We start from the raw sequence: 15,841 nt of genomic DNA on the forward strand, positions 1-15,841 counted from the left end.
CAACCACCAGCGCCCTCACTCAGCCCTCGGCGGCAAGCCACCGGCGCTGGTGTATTGGCAGAGAAATGATATCAACCAACCCGGTCAGCAGGTGCAACGAGTAGCTTAATTTACGTCAGATCCTGTCCAAGAGATGGGGAGTAGCTCAGTTCCAACCTGCGATATGTTCCCATGATCCTCGCGCGATTGGTTTCAGAAGGGGCTCGGGACTTCCTCCAGGAAGAGCAGGTTGCCTATCATGACTTGAGCGGATCGCTTTTTTTCAATGTCGATGAGATGTTTGTGCTGATCGAGAGGCCAAAACCCAAGCGTGCCAAGCGTCGGGCCGCAAATGTTTTCAAAGGATCCCGTGCACAGGTTTTGCACGCCTTGTTCGATCATCCAGACGAATGGGTCACCGGCTCGGAAATTGCCGAAAATGCTGGTGTGTCTCCGGCCACTGTCTCCGAGACTTTCAAGGATCTTGAACGCCGCGATTGGCTAGATGCAAAAGGGGAGGGACCTGCGAAACGGCGTCGCCTGATCCGACCGGATGACCTACTGGATGCTTGGCGGGACAGCATTCTTGCTGGTCGCGCATCGAAGCGGACCCGATACTACGTTCCGCGGATGAAACCAGAGGACATGGCTCACGAGATCAAAGGCGCGAACTACTACGACGATTTCGATCTGGAGTTTACCGGGCAGTTTGCCGCCCAAGCCTACACGCCATATCTCTCGAACATCTCACACCTCACGGTGCGGACGTTTGGGAAGAGGACACGCGACTGGCTCCTCTCAACTTTGGGAGCGCGGGAGGTTCCCGAAGGCGCAAATCTTGTCGTGATCGACGGCAACCCCAACAAAAATCGTCACAGGATGCATGACGAGAACGAAGGCTTGCTAGCCTCACCACTACAAGTCTATCTCGACCTTTTGGAAGAGCGTGGCCGCGCCAAGGAAATGGCGGAACATATGCGGTCGCAGAAATTGGTGTGGCGATGAAAAAACCAACGTCCATTCAAGGCTACAATCAGTCCGTCACCGAAGCGTGCGAGCGCGTACTGGTCACATTGATCCGCCATTTGGGTCCCTGGCGCGACTCCATCTTTCTCGTAGGCGGTCTGACACCCCGTTATATTATCGAGGAACGTCCTCCAGCTGTACCAGTGCATGCGGGGACGGGCGATGTTGACGTCGTCGTGGACATGAAACTTCTCGCTGACATTGAAGCTTACCGGACGCTTGAGGACAATATCAGAGCCATCGGTTTTACCCGATCGGAAAACGACAAGGGCCGAGGCTGTGTGGAAACCCGTCGACGAGGGCTTCCTGATGCAAGTTTTCCGCACGGCTCGTTTTTCGCGGCCTTCGACCATTCCTTCGCGCGCATCGCGGCCTGGTGAGCCCTTGCTGGGCAGAGCATGACGACTGAGCCCGGGGCGGCTGCCCGATCAGGCCGGAATGGCCTGCATCAGGCGCCGGAGGCCAATCAGCGCGATCACTCGCTTGATATTATAGGCCAAAACATTGAGCGCCATTTCGGTGCTGACATTCTTCAGCCTCCGCGTCAGGAAATGGGTGTGCCCCATCCAAGCCTTGATCGTGCCGAACGGGTGTTCGACCGTGCAGCGGCGCAGGGTCATCGGGTCCGCGTCCCCGCTCAGCCTTTCGCGCATCGCATCGACCAGATGCTCATGCTCCCATCGCGTGATCCGGCGTTCCTTACCACTGGTGCAGCGGTGCCGGACCGGACACTGCTGACAGGCATTGGTCCAGTAGCGACCGACCTGCAGCCCGTCTTCCTCGCGCGTGTAGCGGTAGGTCAACTCTTCACCCGCGGGGCAGGTATAGACATCGCGTGCCGGGTCATAGGCAAAATCGGCCTTCACATACATACCTTTGGCCCGGTTGCCCGAGGTTTCCGGGCGCGACACGGTCGTGGTGATCCCCGCTTGATGGCAAGCCAGGATTTGAGCCCCACTGAAATATCCCTTGTCGGCGACGGCGTGCAGGTCGTCGCGCCGCAGGGCTTCCTTGGCGGCGGTCGCCATTGGGCTGAGCTGGTCTCGATCGAAACCTTGATTGGTAACGTCGTGCGCCACGACCAGATGCGTCTCGGTATCGACCGCTGTCTGCACATTGTAGCCGACCATGCCGCTGTGCCGGGCGCTGGTCGACATGGCGCGGGCATCGGGATCGGTCAGCGATATCTGCCCGTCGGGCGCATCGGCCAAAGCCTTCTCCATTGACTTCAGCCGCGCGATCTCCTGCCGGATGCGGCCATAGCGACGGGCGAGATGGGCAACCTTTTCGGCCCGGGCCTTACCCTCCTCCTGACGGTCTATGCGCACCATCTCATCGATGTAGCGCTCAACATCGCGCTCGAGATGTGCCAGACGGCTGGCGATCTTGTTCTTCGTGAAGTTGTGGTCGCGGTTATTCACTGCCTTGAACTTGCTGCCGTCGATGGCAACGCAATCCCCCTTCAGCACGCCAATCCGGCGGCATAGTTCCACAAACTGTGCGCAGGTCCTGCGGATGGCCGGGCCATTGTCCCGCCGGAAGTCGGAGATGGTCTTGTGGTCGGGCACCAGGCGACCGGTTAGCCACATCAGCTCGACATTGCGACCGGCTTCGCGTTCCAGGCGGCGGCTGGACGGGATCCGGTTCAGGTAGCCATAGATGAAGAGCTTCAGGAGGACGGATGGATGGTAGCCCGGGCGACCGGTTCGAGCAGGCACACAGCGTCCGAACCCGAGCGCGAGAAGATCGAGCTCATCGACGAAGAGGTCGACGACACGGACCAGATGATCCTCCCCAATCCAATCTTCGAGACGCTCGGGGAAAAGCGTGGCTTGCTCCCGGTCGATGCCATCAATGAAACCCGCCATCCGTGCCTCCCGCTGCCTTGCGGAAATATACCATGGACTTCAGTTTCCACACAGCCTCGGCCAGAAGCTGTCATGGCGCTGGCAACAGGAACTGGCCGATGGCACGGTTCTGATCCTCGAATTCCTGGCCGACGCAGGAAACGAAAAAGGCGGAGCGCTTCAGGAACTGCCTTCCGAAGGCGCGGTTTCGGCAATTCACATCCCACATTCGGCCATGGTGCTGGATCACTTTGAGACAGTTGAAATCACGGCGGAATTGCTCGGTGACGGCGGTATCACGACCGAGACCATCCGGCATGCCGATATTGTCAGTTTCACCTGTCTCAAGGCTTTCGCCTTCGATCACCGGGCGGAGCCAAAGGATGCGCATGACCTGTGCTACTGCCTTGAACATTACAAAGGTGGAACGAAGGCCTTGCGGGCCACATTCGAAGCGGCTCTGGCCGGGAAACACGCCGAAACCGTGAAGACGGCACTAGCCATCCTCGCACGGCGTTTCTGTGATGGCGACGGAATTGAGGGCTATCAGAAAGACGGTCCTGTCGCCGCGGCGCGTTTTGAAGGCGCAGAGGATTGGAATGCCGATAACCGAATTCTTCGACAGCGTGACTTGAGCGCCATCGTTCAGGACGCCATTGCGCCGTTCATCTGATTTTGATCCCGTGAGATAGGGGCTTGCCGGACTGACCTCACCCGTATCCTTCCCGTGCAAGCAAGGGACTCGCGGGTTGGTGGACGCCGCCGGCCGCGCAATGATCTGCCCGATCCATTCGCTGACGCTTCCATGCTAACCATGTTCAGGCGCCTAATTGCATTTTCCATTTTCTACGGCGCGAATATCGTTGGCCTCCGTGTCGAAGTTCTAAGGCCGAAGCACACTCGCAGCGTAAGGCAGAGTTGGACGCGAACATCTAAGAGCGTTTTTTGGACGCCCCCATTTGCCAGTTTATCGAGCGTGTTAGACCGTGTCGGGATAGAGCTCGACCGAAAGCTAGCCCGCTGGAAGGGCGCGGTGGCGTTCTCGGCCCATCTGTCGCGCAATAGCAAGTCGGAGAGTGTTTAGGCATGGATGGGTTTACGACGCCCGACACTGTCATTGCATCGACGTCAACGCTATGCGCAACAGAGCCTATTTTCCGCAATCAAGGTGTTGCAACCAAGTAGAAATGTCACCGTTGAGCGCTGACGCTAGCGCAGCCTGACAGGGCGGAGACCTCATATATCGCAGCCCTGGCTGGCTGCGCGTGCTTCCCGCTCGGCGCGTTTGCGGGCGTAGTAAGCGTCGAGCTTCGAAGGCCTTCCCGGCGATTTACGGCCCGACTTCTTGTAGCCGTTCTTTGCGCTGACGGGTTTGACTTTTGGCGGTGATGCGGCCTTATCCTGCTCTTCCTTGATGTGCGCGAGAACCGCGCTGAGATGTTTGTTCTCAGTGATCGCGGCATGGGTTACGCGTTGCTGGTGTGGGTCGAACACCGTGTGGGGCAGGGCGACGCCCTTGGCACGGACCAGAATGCGCCCGTCCGCGTATTCGTAGGTGTCGACATATTTGCCGACTAGGCCGCGCGTCAGGTCGTTGACCTCGAACCGGATGCGCTTGCGATCATACTTCAGGGTCAGATCCTTTGTTACATAGCGCTTGTCGCGCAGGCAGAAGACCTCGGCTAGGCGATCCGGTTCGATGTTGAGCGCGCGATGCAGATTGTCCGGGCGCCGGCGCCTTCGCGAACTTGGCGTTATAGCGCTCCATATAGCGGGGAAGGAAAGCATTGCCCGCCACCATATCCGAGATGCCGGCCAGCCGGAGTTCCTTCACCATCCGGTCTTGTAGCGTGCGGTTGGCACGTTCGACGCGGCCCTTGGCCTGGCTCGAATTGGCGCACAGAATCTCGATTTTCAACTCTGCCAGCGCGCGGCCGAACTGGGTCACGCCGGTCATGTGCTGGCTGGGCTTCGGAACACGGAAGACCGTGTGCTTGTCGCTATAGAAGGCCACCGGCCGGCCATGGTTGTACAGATAGCTTTCCAGCGCCTCGAAATAAGAAAACGTGCTTTCCGATGGCACAAAGCGGAGTTCCATCAATGTGCTGGTCGCATCGTCGATGAAGACGAGCAGGGTGCAAGGATCGCCCCGATCCTCAAACCAGCGGTGCTCGGAACCGTCGATCTGGATCAGCTCGCCGAAACATTCCCGGCGCAGGCGCGGCTGGTGGAATGTCCGGCGCTGCTTGCGTGACAGCCAGAGCCCATCCTCGACCATCCATTTGCGGACCGTCTCGCGCGAGACCCGGAACCCGTGTTGTTCCGCCAGCATCTCGGCCGCCAGCGTCGGCCCGAAATCCGCGTAGTTCTCTTTGATGAGGGTCAGCGCGTAGGCGCGCTTTGCTTTGTGAATGCGGTTGTTCGGAGGCTTGCTGCGTGCCTTGTGTCGGATCGCCGCGGCGCCATCCGATCGGTATCGCTTCAGAAGCCTGAAGCTCTGGCGCCGGGTCAGGCCCAGCATGTTCGCGCCATTCTCGACAGTCAGGCGTCCGTCATCAATCTGTGCCAGCACTTCGATGCGATTCAACTCGCGCTCGCTCATCATCACCCAACCCATGCCCGATCTCCCTCAGTGTTTTGGGGGAGAGTGACATTCCTGAATTGCTCATGGGGGAAATTTTTGCTTTGCGGTTAAAGGCGAGAAGGCGAATAATAAATATTATGTAAATTTTATGCCGTTATAGATTTGGGACACGAGCGGCGAGCAAGTCCTCCTGCAGTTCACGCAAGACAATCCGTGCTCGCTCAGTCAAATCGTTCTCGGGATTATCGATCGCGCGGACGATATCAAGCTTGAACACCCCGGCGCCTTGGCGAAGCGCGACGTCGTGTTCCAAGCAATACGACCGCATCTGACATATGAGATTGGTCCGCCCCTTCACAAGCCGGCTGCGAACACGATGCAGCATCTGCAAATCGACCTGATGTGCCTCTTTTATGCCGACGAACCTCATCGTGGGTCTGGTCGCAGCTTCCGCGATCGCCTCAGCATCAATGATGTCGTTCTTGTGCGACTTTACGTAGGGCTTGACGAACTGAGCCGTGATAATGCGGACCCCATGGCCGAGCTCCCGAAGCTTCCTGGCAAGCCACTGCGAACCCGGACAGGCTTCCATGCCGACGAGGGTCGGGTCTGCCTGCGCAAAGAACTGAAGAATTGTGTCGCGCCGCAGCTTGGCCTTCTGGACAGGAGCGCCCGAGGCGTCGAGGCCCACAACGTGAAAAAGCGTCTTGCCGATGTCGACGCCGAAGACAGCGCAGGTTTTAGGGTCGATGTGCATCTTCATACCTCCCGAGTTGATCTCCAACTATTGTCGCCCGTGGCGGCGGGGCGAACCATCCCATTAGCTCTGAAGCCTGGCCGTTTGCGCGTGATCGTGACCGGGATGTGCGTTGATTGGGGCGTGTCGATCTGGAAGGCTTGTGGGGCCATTTGTTTCGACACATCCACCTAGCACTACAAATCCCGGCGCACGGACCAGGCTGCCGTGGAGAGGCGGATCAAGGAGATTGCAGAAACGCGTGTGCGCTATGGTTACAGGCGCGTCCACGTGCTGCTGAGACGCGAGGGCTGGGTGATCAACATGAAGAAGACCCGTAGGATTTACAATGAGTTGGGCCTGCAGCTCAGGAACAAGCACCCGAAACGGCGGGTGAAGGCGAAGCTGCGCGAAGACCGTCAGGAAGCCGTTGGACCAAACGATGTCACCTTCTCGCGCATGTTTACATGCGCTGTCAGGCAGCGGAGCGATGGACTTCGTTCACGACCAGCTCGCCTTGGGCAAGAAGCTGCGTATCCTGACCGTTGTCGACACGCACTCGCGTCTTTGTCCGGCGATTGATCCGCGGTTCAGCTATCGGGGCAAGGATGTCGTTCGAAGGCATTGCCAACTTGTCGTCGTCTGCGGTGGAGTTTAGGCGATCGTCATGAAGATTCCAGCTGAGATGCCCCGCCTGAAAGGCTACCGTTTCCCCCGCGAAATCGTCGTTTATGCTGTCTGGGCCTACCACCGGTTTGCGCTGAGCACGGCGGATGTAGAGGATCTGCTCGCCGAGCGGGGCGTAATCGTCAGCCGGGAAACCGTTCGTAAATGGGTGAACCGGTTTGGCCGGCATTTCGCGGATTGCATCAAGCGCGACCGGCCCGCTGCAGCAGATAAGTGGCACCTCGATGAAGTCGTCGTGCCGATTAACGGCGTGAAGATGTGGTTGTGGCGGGCCGTGGATGGGAGCGGGGATGTGCTCGACATTCTGGTGCAGCCAAGGCGAAATGCCAAAGCGGCCAGGCGATTTCTGAAACAGTTGATCACCCGATTTGGCCAGCCCCGCATTATCATTACAGACAAATTGCGCAGCTATATCAAACCGATCCGTCAGCTGGCGCCGGACGCCGACCACCGCGCCCACAAAGGGATCAATAACAGGATCGAGGGCTCGCACCGACCGACCCGGAAGCGAGAGAAGCTCATGGGCAGGTTCAAATCGCTAAGACAGGCGCAGCGCTTCCTTTCCGCCCATGACCAGATCAATACGATTTTCAAACCCCGCCGCTACCGCCTTTCCGCAATCTCATACCGCCACGCCAGAGCCGACGCTTTCGGCCTTTGGGAAGACTTTGCTGACGAAATTGCCGCTTGACCAGCAGGGTCCTCACTCATCTCAATCAGGCGAAAATAAGTTGGCAATCCCCCTCGAACAGCACAATCTGGTCGCCAGCATGAGCCGCCGCGCGAACTGCTGGGACAACGCTGTCGCCGAGAGCTTCTTCAACCTGCTCAAACGCGAACGCATCCGCCGCAGAAAGTATAAAACCCGCGAAGAAGCCCGGCGAGACGTGTTCGATTACATCGAGTTCTTCTACAACCCGCAGCGCAAGCACGTTAGAAACGGAATGCTGTCACCGATCGCCTTCGAACAGCAGCAGAAACTGAAACTACAAGGCGTCTAGGAAACTAGGGGCTATTCATTAGGACGCAGTGAAAGTGCAATGCGCCTAATGATGCACAGGCCTCCTTAGTGACAGGCTACACCCGGATTTGGTGCGTTTGAGCAAGAAAATTGGGCGGAATACGTCATAATATGCCTATTTTATGATCAAAAATGAAGCCCTATGTCTTTGTAGACAATCTTGAATCAAAAAGGGTTGGTCTGCGCCTGTAATGATTGTAGACAATCTACATCCAAGATTCGCAGCGAGATTTCACGATGAACGGCATGATCAAGCGAGAAACGATGGGCGCTCAGCTTAGCAGTCTGCTGCGCGGCGCCATCCTGTCGGGCGAGTTTGAGCCAGGGGAGGCAGTGACCGAAACGGCGCTGGCTGTTCGCTTCGGCGTCAGCCGCGGGCCGATGCGCGAAGCAATGCGGCATCTGATTGACGAAGGCTTGCTCATCACCGTTCCCTATACAGGGACGCGCGTGCTGCAGCTCACCTCTGCCGACATCGACGACATTTACTCCATGCGCATTTGCCTCGAGATATTCGCCTTTGAGCAGATCTGGGAGCGGCGCGACGATAGCTTCCACGTGGCACTCAGAGCGCGACATGCGGCGCTCACCGAGGCCATCGACGCGGGCGACGACATTCGCTCCATCGATGCCGAACTCGATCTTCATGGTCTTGTCTACGAGACATGCGGCAACGGGATACTGCTGTCGAGCTGGAGCGGCATCCGCGCCCGTCTGCAGCTCTACTGGGCGGCGCACCACCGTGCCCATGGCATTACTGGCCCCAAGCGGGAAAGCCACGATGACTACGTTCGCTTCGCACTGGGAGACAGCTGCGAGCGGATGAAGGACGAGATCCGCGACCACATGAGCCGCGGGCTCGACAAAACCATGGCCTTCGTCTCCTCGGTCGAGGTGTAAAAGGTCAGTTCCAACGGGAGAAAAAAATGAAAAGACGTACCCTCATTCTTGCTGCCACTGCGGCGATGGCATTTGCGCCAAGGGCTCGCGCTCAGGGCGGCGGCACTATGGCACAAATCAAAGATTCCGGCAAACTGCGCATCGGTGTCGCATCGGCCGAACCGTGGTTCTACAAGGACCCGATGTCGGAACAGTGGACAGGCGTAGGCGTCGCCATGGGCAAGCGCATGGCAGACGAACTTGGCGTGGAAATGGTCCCCGTCGAGACGTCTTGGGCCAATGCTGTGGCCGGACTGCAGGCCAATCAATTCGATATCATGTTCGTGCTCGACCCAACGGAGGAGCGCCGGAAGGCTCTTTCCTTCCCGAAGAACCCTCTGTTCTATTACGCTATGGGCGCGCTGGTGAAAGAGGACTCCAAGGCAAAGACCTGGGACGAGTTCAACACGCCTGAGACCCGCATTGGCGTAACTCTTGGAACCTCGCTCGACCGCAATGTGACCGAGATGATGCCGAAGGCGCAGATCAATCGCTTTTCGTCCAACGATGAAGCTATCGCTGCCTTCGCAGCAGGCCGTGTTGATGCCGTTGTGCAGTTTCACCCGGCACTTGTCGTGCAGTATTCTCGTCTGAAAATTGGCAAGGTGCTTCTACCGGAGCCGGTCAAGCCGGTCGCAACCTCTGCAGGCATGCGACAGGAGGACAACCCTGAGTTCCTTAATTGGGTGAACAAAACCTTCGCCGACTTCTACGCTGCCGGAGTCCCAGATCAACTCTTCGATGCCTACCTCACGAGCAAGGGCATTGATCCCACCGGCATCCCCGGCCTGATCAAGGAAGACTGGTAAGGCCAAGTGCGGACCCGCCACAAGAAGGCAGGTCCGCGTCCTCTCTGACCTAACGAAAGTCGTCACATGGACTACTCTTGGGATTTCGGCCCGGTTTTTGAGCATTTCGACATGCTCGCATTGGGAATGCTCAACACTGTCAAAATCGCTGTGGTTTCGATCGTGCTGGGTGTCCTCGTGGGACTCGTTCTCGCGATGATGCGCCTCTCGACACGCAAGTGGCTCACAATCCCGGCGCTTGTCTTCATCGAGTTCTACCGGAACACGCCGCCCATTGTTCACTTCTTTTGGTTCTTTTACGCGCTACCGGTGATGCTGGCCATCAGCCTCGACCCCTATTTCGCGGCAGTTCTGGCTCTGTCGACGCAATCTGGCGCCTTTTATGCCGAAGTTTTCCGAGGCGGCATCGTATCGATCGAGCGCGGCCAGTGGGAAGGCGGAAGGGCGCTTGGCATGACCCATTCCGCGCTCATGCGCCGAGTGATCGTGCCGCAGGCTATCTCTCGAATGGTGCCTCCATTCATCGAAAGAAGCTTCGAACTGCTGAAAACGACTGCATTGGCCTCGACGCTTGCCTACGCAGACCTGCTCTACCAGGCCATGCTTGTAAACGCCGAGACCTTCCGTCCGCTCGAAGTCTACACGACCATCGCGCTGATGTACCTCGTGCTGCTGGTTACAGCCAGTCAGCTCGCCCGCCTCGCCGAAGCCCGGCTAACGGCCTACCAGTAAGGACGCCACGATGAATTACGTCCCCGACTTCAGCGTCGTCACCGACAACTGGATTGTCCTAATGCGCGGGCTCTGGGTCACCATCCAGATTTGGATCCCCTCAATTGTCATTGGCCTCGCTGGTGGCTTCCTATTGGCACAGGCGCGGCTGGCGCGCAGCGGCTGGATCCGCGGCAGTGGACTCGTCTATGTCGAGCTCTTCCGCGACACACCGGTGCTGATCCAACTGATCTGGTTCTACTATGCCTTCCCGATCCTCATCGGCGTGCAGCTCAGCCCATTTGCCGCAGCACTTCTCGGTTTGACCCTCAACACGTCGGCCTATGCCTCGGAAATCTTCCGTGGCGGTATCAAGTCGATCCATCGCGGCCAGATGGAGGGTGCGCTTGCCATTGGCATGACCCATAGGCAGGCCATGCGCCGAGTGATCCTGCCGCAAGTGATCAAGCGTATGCTGCCAGCCTTCACCAATCGCACAATCGAAGTGGCCAAGATGTCCTCGTTGGCCTCGGTGATCTCAGTGCATGAACTGATGTACCAAGGTCGCCTGCTGTCCTCGACATACTACCGACCCTTCGAGATCCTGACCGCGGTGGCTTTCATCTACTTCGTCCTGATCTACCCCGGCACCTTCCTCGCAGGGCGCCTCGAAAAGCACTTGGCGCGGTCCAACTGACCCGGAAAGGAACTCTCATGACCGGCAAACCCATTCTAGAAATTAAGGGGCTGCACAAGCGGTTCGGCGACCACCACGTGCTCAAGGGAATCGATTTTACCGTCGAGCCGGGCGAGCGCATCGCGATCATCGGCGGCTCTGGCTCCGGAAAGTCCACCTTCCTGCGATGTATGAATTTCATGGAAACGCTGAGCGAGGGCGAGATCTGGCTAGACGGAACTCGCATCGGTGTCGAGAAGAAAGGCACCGTCACCTATCCTGAGAAGCAGCTTTGCCAAGTGCGCGAAAGGCTCGGGATGGTTTTCCAGCAGTTCAATCTTTTCCCTCACATGAGCGTTCTCGACAACGTAATGGAGGGTCTGGTGACGGTGAAGGGTATGTCAAAGGCCGAAGCCCGCAAGACCGCCGAAGCTGAGCTCGCCAAGGTCGGCCTGTCGGAAAAGCACGATGCCTGGCCTGGGCTCCTCTCCGGCGGTCAGCAGCAACGCGTCGCAATCGCTCGCGCGCTGTCGATGCAGCCCGAGATCCTTCTGTTCGATGAACCAACCTCCTCACTCGATCCCGAACTGGTGGGTGAGGTTTTGCGTGTCATCAAGCAGCTGGCCGAAGAGGGGCGCACCATGCTCCTCGTCACCCATGAACTTGGCTTCGCCTATCACTTCGCTACCAAAGTGATTTTTCTCGCAGAGGGCGTCTTTCACGAGGTCGGCACCCCGGACGAGGTCCTCAAGCACCCCAAGCAGGCGCGCACCCAGGACTTCCTGCGTCGTTTCGGCGAATTCGCATTCTGAACATCCCTGACTTCAAGGTAAGACTATGACCCCCCTCAGCAATTCCTCTTCTCAAAGCTACGTGAAAGACCCGCGCAATGACGCCGTGGAAATTTACGTGAACGGTGAATTCTTCAGCCGAGACGAGGCCAAGGTCTCGATCTTCGACGCGGGTTTCGTGCTTGGCGACGGCGTCTGGGAAGGCATTCGCCTGATAAACGGCAAGCTTCTTGCCATCGATGAACACATCGACCGCATCTTCGAGGGCGCGCGCTCGATCCAGCTCGACATCGGTTACGACAAGGCCGGCCTCGTCGAGGAAATCTGGAAGTGCCTGCGCCACAACCGGATGGAAGATGGCGTCCACATCCGCATGATGATTTCGCGTGGGCGCAAGTCGACACCGAACCAGGATCCGCGCTTCATCGTCGGCGGTGCCACGATCGTCATTGTCGCCGAATGGAAGCAGCCCAACCCCGAGCTTAAGGCCAAGGGGCTCAAGTTGATGACCTCGACGATTCGCTGTTCGACACCGGACGTCTTCGACCTGCGTCTGAACTCGCACAGCCGACTCAACTTTATCCAGGCGCTGATCCAGGCGATCAACATGGGTGCCGACGAGGCGCTTATGCTGGACGATCGCGGGTTCGTGGCGTCTTGTAACTCGACAAACTTCTTCATCATCCGTGGTGAGGAACTTTGGACTTCAGATGGTTTGACTTGTTTCAACGGCATCACGCGCAAAAAAGCCATCAAGGTCTGGAAAGATGCAGGGCTCACGGTAAGAGAAGCCCCCTTCACACTGGCGGAAACCTACTCTGCAGACGAGGCCTTCTGCACCGGAACGCTCGGTGGCATCACCCCCGTGGCCAGCATTGACGGTCGTCCCATCGGCACGGGCAAGCCTGGACCGAAAACGGCCAGAATGAACGAACTCTACCAAGCCTATATTGAAGGCTAGTGATGGCAGATCGCTTGCGCCTTTTTCGCAGGCGGTCAGTCCTGCGCCGACTTTTCGCCCCTTTCCGGCTGCGAACACTGATCCGGCGCAATGAAATAGCCTATACTGCACTCGCGGCCATCGTTGGGCTCTTTTCGGGGCTCGCGGTGGTCGGGATGCAGGAGCTGATCCAGCTGATGGGGCTCTGGATATTCGGCTCTGAGACTCCCGTAAGCGGGGCTGACACGCTCGCCCCCCTGCGGAGGCTTGCCGGGCCGGTCATCGGCGGGGTGCTCGTCGGGTTGAGCTACCTTATCGGCAGGCGCTGGTTCCGCCGTGTCGCCGACCCGATCGAGGCGAACGCGGTCGGCGGCGGCAAGCTCAGCATTCTTGGCAGCCTGTACATCTCTGCCCAAACCGTCCTGTCGAGTGGTTTTGGCGGCTCGGTGGGCATGGAGGCGGCCTATACGCAGGTAGCCTCAGGTGGCAGCTCCTGGCTGGGGCAACGTTTACGCTTACGGCGCGAGGAATTACGCCAACTCGTTGCTGCGGGTGCCGGTGGCGCCATCGCTGCGGCCTTCGACGCACCGCTGGCCGGGGCATTCTACGCCTTCGAGTTGGTGCTGGCTACCTATAACGTGGCAGCGCTGCTGCCGGTGCTGGCAGCATCCATAGCGGCAACTTCCATTACTAGATTGATCAGCAACAGTCATGGGCCAAACCTCTTCTTTGCTGGCGAGATCCCTGTGGAGGGATACCTGCCCATTGCCCTGCTGGCAGTGCTGTCCGCTGGCGTCGGCATTGTCATCATGCGCTCGGTGGCGATGATGGAGCACGTCTTTGGCAAAAGTCCGATCCCCGGATGGGGGCAGCCAATTATCGGCGGGCTGGTGGTCGGCGTCCTCGCCCTGACCTCACCTCAGGTGCTGTCCTCCGGCCATGGCGCGATGACCTTAGTGCTGGGAACCAACATGACGGTCTGGGCACTGCTGGCGCTTTTCGGCCTGAAGATCGTGGCCTCGATCGTTTCGCTGGGCTCAGGCTTTCGCGGAGGCCTCTTCTTTGCCTCACTACTGCTAGGCGCCATCCTGGGCAAGGTCTTCGCTATCGGCTGGATGCTGGCCTTCGGCCTGCAGGTTCCAATCGTTGTTTTTGCCGTGGTCGGCATGTGCGCGCTCGCCACCTCGATCATCGGGGCGCCAATGGCGATGAGTTTCCTCGCCCTTGAAATGACCCAGAGCCTCCCACTCGCGCTCGCGGTGCTCTTTTCGGCGCTGCTTTCAACTTCGATTGTTCGGCAGTTCTTCGGCTTTAGCTTCTCCACTTGGCGCTTCCACCTGCGTGGAGAAACGATCCGCTCGGCCACCGACGTCGGTTGGATCCGTGATCTCTCAGTCGGCCGCCTTATGCGGCGTAGCCCGAACACGATGCCTACGACCGCGACCATCGCCGAGGCGCGGCGGCGCTTCCCACTCGGATCGACCAAGACGGTTCCGCTGTTGGACCAAACAGACAGTTACGCAGGTATGTGCCAAATGACCGATCTGCACTCGGACGGCCAAGATCCAAAGGAGCGTGTGGCGAGCATCGCACGGCACAAATCCGCCTGGCTGCGGCCCGAACAGACCGTGCGAGACGCGATCGACGCCTTTGCCCGAAACGAGGCTGACACGCTCGCGGTGGTGTCCAACGATATGCAGGTGCTCGGCACGCTCAACGAGCATTACTGCCTCCGGCGCTATGCCGACGAAACGAACAAGCGTCTCTACCCGGCGCGACACTGAAAGGACCTTCTTGTGCGACTTCTTTTTATTGGCTGTGGCAACATGGGAGCAGCAATTGCAGCCGGTGCGTTGCGCAAGCGACCTGCCACCAAAATTACCGTCGTCGATCGTAATCCCGAGCGCGCTCGTGGTCTCTTGCCTGCCAGCGGGGCCGAATTTTACGGAGCGCTGCAGGATGTCACCGATGAAACTTTCGACGCAACCATACTCGCGATCAAGCCGCAGCAATTCCATGCGTTGCCCGGATCCTCTCTACCCAAGAACTGCGGTACGCTTATCTCTATCATGGCAGGCGTGACGCTGGACAGGATGCAGGTCAAGCTCGGCACCGACCGGGCCGTGCGCACGATGCCGAACCTGCCCGCGCTTGTAGCGCGCGGCATGACAGTAGGTGTTGCCGGGAAAGCTGTCTCCGAAGCGGACAAGGCATTGGTATCAGATATCTTCGAGGGCTCGGGCCGGTTCGAATGGCTCGAAAGCGAGGATCAGATCGACAGCGTCACAGCGGTTGCAGGCAGTGGACCCGGTTACATATTTGCCTTTGCACACTACATTACAGAGGCTGCCCGGGCCGAGGGGCTGCCGGGTGATCTCGCTGACACTTTGGTACGTCAAACGCTGCTTGGTGCGGCAGAACTCTTGCATTCCGATGCACGTTCTGCGCTGGAACTGAAGCGGGCAGTTACAAGCAAGGCCGGCACAACGGAGGCGGGGCTTGCCGTGTTCGAAGCCGAGGTTGGGCTGTCCGCCTTGTGCCGACGGGGCGTCGCTGCGGCGCGTGCCCGAGCAGAAGAGCTTGCTAGGGAAGACTGATCGGGACGGGTTTCGCGCTCTGGATGCAGTTGCAGAGGACGATCTTTTCGGAATGCAAAACCGCTCCTAGACATTGCGGAAAGGGAAGATTCGTTCGAGATTGCGTGACGGTGCCTTGGGCCATCGCCAGTTATTATCGGCGTATCGAAAATCGATCGAACAATTTCTCGAGCCGGGGGCATAACACCGCCTGTGCAACAAATGAACGCTCATTCGCCACCCGCTGAGCGGACGTCCGCGATAGGCGCAGCGAATGACCGCTTCCCGCCGATTCTGTGGAAAAACACCCGTTCGCGATTGCAGGAATTGGAAGCTTTCGTGATGTGCGAGTGCCGTAAGCGCTACGGCTTCACCCTATGCGGCGAGGCTTGACGGCTGATTGAATCGCCATGGCATCAGGTCTTCGATACCGCTTTGCGGGTGGCCATCGAGGATGGCGCGCAGGGTGGCGGCGATGTAGTCGACCGGGTTCACGTCGGACATCTTGCAGGTAGCGAC

At 58.6% G+C, this 15,841-nt stretch carries 15 protein-coding genes and 3 pseudogenes; 14 read left to right on the plus strand and 4 right to left on the minus strand.

All coding sequences use genetic code 11. From position 1 onward, the window contains the following. Positions 1–171 precede the first annotated feature (171 nt). A complete protein-coding gene (locus tag F8R15_RS20190) occupies positions 172–984 on the plus strand; it encodes a type IV toxin-antitoxin system AbiEi family antitoxin (protein WP_152845800.1) in 813 nt (270 codons plus the stop codon). After that, positions 981–1,385, plus strand: coding sequence for a hypothetical protein (locus F8R15_RS20195; RefSeq protein WP_152845801.1), 405 nt, complete (start codon positions 981–983; stop codon positions 1,383–1,385). Before F8R15_RS20190 ends, F8R15_RS20195 begins: the two co-directional genes overlap by 4 nt. Before the next feature lie 48 nt (positions 1,386–1,433). Here the strand turns inward: F8R15_RS20195 and F8R15_RS20200 are convergent, their stop codons facing one another. Further along, positions 1,434–2,873 carry an IS1182-like element ISPse1 family transposase gene (locus tag F8R15_RS20200; protein WP_152845802.1) on the minus strand — a complete coding sequence of 480 codons (1,440 nt, stop codon included), beginning with the start codon at positions 2,871–2,873 and terminating at the stop codon, positions 1,434–1,436. On the opposite strand from F8R15_RS20200, the gene F8R15_RS20205 reads away from it, so the two are divergent. Further along, positions 2,860–3,525, plus strand: coding sequence for an antitoxin (locus tag F8R15_RS20205; RefSeq protein ID WP_152845803.1), 666 nt, complete (start codon positions 2,860–2,862; stop codon positions 3,523–3,525). The two genes, F8R15_RS20200 and F8R15_RS20205, sit on opposite strands and share 14 nt — an antisense overlap. A 563-nt stretch (positions 3,526–4,088) precedes the next feature. On the opposite strand, the pseudogene F8R15_RS20210 reads toward F8R15_RS20205, so the two are convergent. After that, a pseudogene (locus tag F8R15_RS20210) lies at positions 4,089–5,469 on the minus strand (ISNCY family transposase). Between the two features lie 121 nt (positions 5,470–5,590). Further along, complete coding sequence (locus tag F8R15_RS20215; RefSeq protein WP_216644157.1) at positions 5,591–6,193, minus strand: IS110 family transposase; 603 nt, start codon at positions 6,191–6,193, stop codon at positions 5,591–5,593. Between the two features lie 66 nt (positions 6,194–6,259). Here F8R15_RS20215 and F8R15_RS20220 point away from each other — a divergent pair. From F8R15_RS20220 to proC, 11 genes and pseudogenes are all read left to right on the plus strand, one after another. After that, positions 6,260–6,791 (plus strand): annotated as a pseudogene (locus F8R15_RS20220) (IS3 family transposase); the annotation flags it as partial. Positions 6,792–6,839: 48 nt separating this feature from the next. After that, positions 6,840–7,550, plus strand: coding sequence for an IS6 family transposase (locus F8R15_RS20225; RefSeq protein ID WP_152845804.1), 711 nt, complete (start codon positions 6,840–6,842; stop codon positions 7,548–7,550). 52 nt (positions 7,551–7,602) lie between these two features. Further along, positions 7,603–7,860, plus strand: a pseudogene (locus F8R15_RS20230) (IS3 family transposase); the annotation flags it as partial. Between the two features lie 257 nt (positions 7,861–8,117). Then, complete coding sequence (locus F8R15_RS20235) at positions 8,118–8,780, plus strand: GntR family transcriptional regulator (protein WP_083080116.1); 663 nt, start codon at positions 8,118–8,120, stop codon at positions 8,778–8,780. Positions 8,781–8,806: 26 nt separating this feature from the next. Continuing rightward, positions 8,807–9,628 (plus strand): transporter substrate-binding domain-containing protein, encoded by an 822-nt coding sequence (locus tag F8R15_RS20240; protein ID WP_083080119.1) that lies wholly within the window; start codon positions 8,807–8,809, stop codon positions 9,626–9,628. 66 nt (positions 9,629–9,694) lie between these two features. Then, a complete protein-coding gene (locus tag F8R15_RS20245; protein ID WP_083080123.1) occupies positions 9,695–10,360 on the plus strand; it encodes an amino acid ABC transporter permease in 666 nt (221 codons plus the stop codon). A 10-nt stretch (positions 10,361–10,370) separates the two neighbouring features. Beyond that, on the plus strand, positions 10,371–11,036 hold the full coding sequence (locus F8R15_RS20250; RefSeq protein ID WP_083080126.1) for an amino acid ABC transporter permease: 666 nt from the start codon (positions 10,371–10,373) through the stop codon (positions 11,034–11,036). Between the two features lie 17 nt (positions 11,037–11,053). Further along, entirely contained in the window at positions 11,054–11,827 is a 774-nt protein-coding gene (locus F8R15_RS20255) for an amino acid ABC transporter ATP-binding protein (protein ID WP_083080129.1), read from the plus strand. A 25-nt stretch (positions 11,828–11,852) separates the two neighbouring features. Next, a complete protein-coding gene (locus F8R15_RS20260; protein ID WP_083080132.1) occupies positions 11,853–12,767 on the plus strand; it encodes an aminotransferase class IV in 915 nt (304 codons plus the stop codon). A gap of 2 nt (positions 12,768–12,769) precedes the next feature. Continuing rightward, the gene (locus F8R15_RS20265; RefSeq protein ID WP_083080135.1) at positions 12,770–14,530 is read left to right on the plus strand and encodes a chloride channel protein; all 1,761 of its coding nucleotides are present in this window, start codon (positions 12,770–12,772) and stop codon (positions 14,528–14,530) included. A gap of 12 nt (positions 14,531–14,542) precedes the next feature. Then, positions 14,543–15,343: a pyrroline-5-carboxylate reductase gene (gene proC, locus F8R15_RS20270; RefSeq protein ID WP_133052016.1), complete on the plus strand. Its 801-nt coding sequence runs from the start codon at positions 14,543–14,545 to the stop codon at positions 15,341–15,343. Between the two features lie 354 nt (positions 15,344–15,697). On the opposite strand, the gene F8R15_RS20275 is transcribed toward proC, so the two are convergent. Next, the coding region (locus tag F8R15_RS20275) for a transposase domain-containing protein (protein WP_152845805.1) at positions 15,698–15,841 on the minus strand (144 nt) is incomplete at its 5' end.

Origin of the sequence: Thioclava sp. JE_KL1, assembly GCF_009296265.1 — a bacterium.
Taxonomy (GTDB): Bacteria; Pseudomonadota; Alphaproteobacteria; order Rhodobacterales; family Rhodobacteraceae; genus Thioclava.

Bases quoted from the DNA above. Each gene is read 5' to 3' on its own strand.
- F8R15_RS20190 (WP_152845800.1), top strand. From the start codon at position 172: ATGATCCTCGCGCGATTGGTTTCAGAAGGGGCTCGGGACTTCCTCCAG.
- F8R15_RS20195 (WP_152845801.1), top strand. From the start codon at position 981: ATGAAAAAACCAACGTCCATTCAAGGCTACAATCAGTCCGTCACCGAA.
- F8R15_RS20205 (WP_152845803.1), top strand. From the start codon at position 2,860: ATGAAACCCGCCATCCGTGCCTCCCGCTGCCTTGCGGAAATATACCAT.
- F8R15_RS20200 (WP_152845802.1), bottom strand. From the start codon at position 2,873: ATGGCGGGTTTCATTGATGGCATCGACCGGGAGCAAGCCACGCTTTTC.
- F8R15_RS20215 (WP_216644157.1), bottom strand. From the start codon at position 6,193: ATGCACATCGACCCTAAAACCTGCGCTGTCTTCGGCGTCGACATCGGC.
- F8R15_RS20225 (WP_152845804.1), top strand. From the start codon at position 6,840: ATGAAGATTCCAGCTGAGATGCCCCGCCTGAAAGGCTACCGTTTCCCC.
- F8R15_RS20235 (WP_083080116.1), top strand. From the start codon at position 8,118: ATGAACGGCATGATCAAGCGAGAAACGATGGGCGCTCAGCTTAGCAGT.
- F8R15_RS20240 (WP_083080119.1), top strand. From the start codon at position 8,807: ATGAAAAGACGTACCCTCATTCTTGCTGCCACTGCGGCGATGGCATTT.
- F8R15_RS20245 (WP_083080123.1), top strand. From the start codon at position 9,695: ATGGACTACTCTTGGGATTTCGGCCCGGTTTTTGAGCATTTCGACATG.
- F8R15_RS20250 (WP_083080126.1), top strand. From the start codon at position 10,371: ATGAATTACGTCCCCGACTTCAGCGTCGTCACCGACAACTGGATTGTC.
- F8R15_RS20255 (WP_083080129.1), top strand. From the start codon at position 11,054: ATGACCGGCAAACCCATTCTAGAAATTAAGGGGCTGCACAAGCGGTTC.
- F8R15_RS20260 (WP_083080132.1), top strand. From the start codon at position 11,853: ATGACCCCCCTCAGCAATTCCTCTTCTCAAAGCTACGTGAAAGACCCG.
- F8R15_RS20265 (WP_083080135.1), top strand. From the start codon at position 12,770: ATGGCAGATCGCTTGCGCCTTTTTCGCAGGCGGTCAGTCCTGCGCCGA.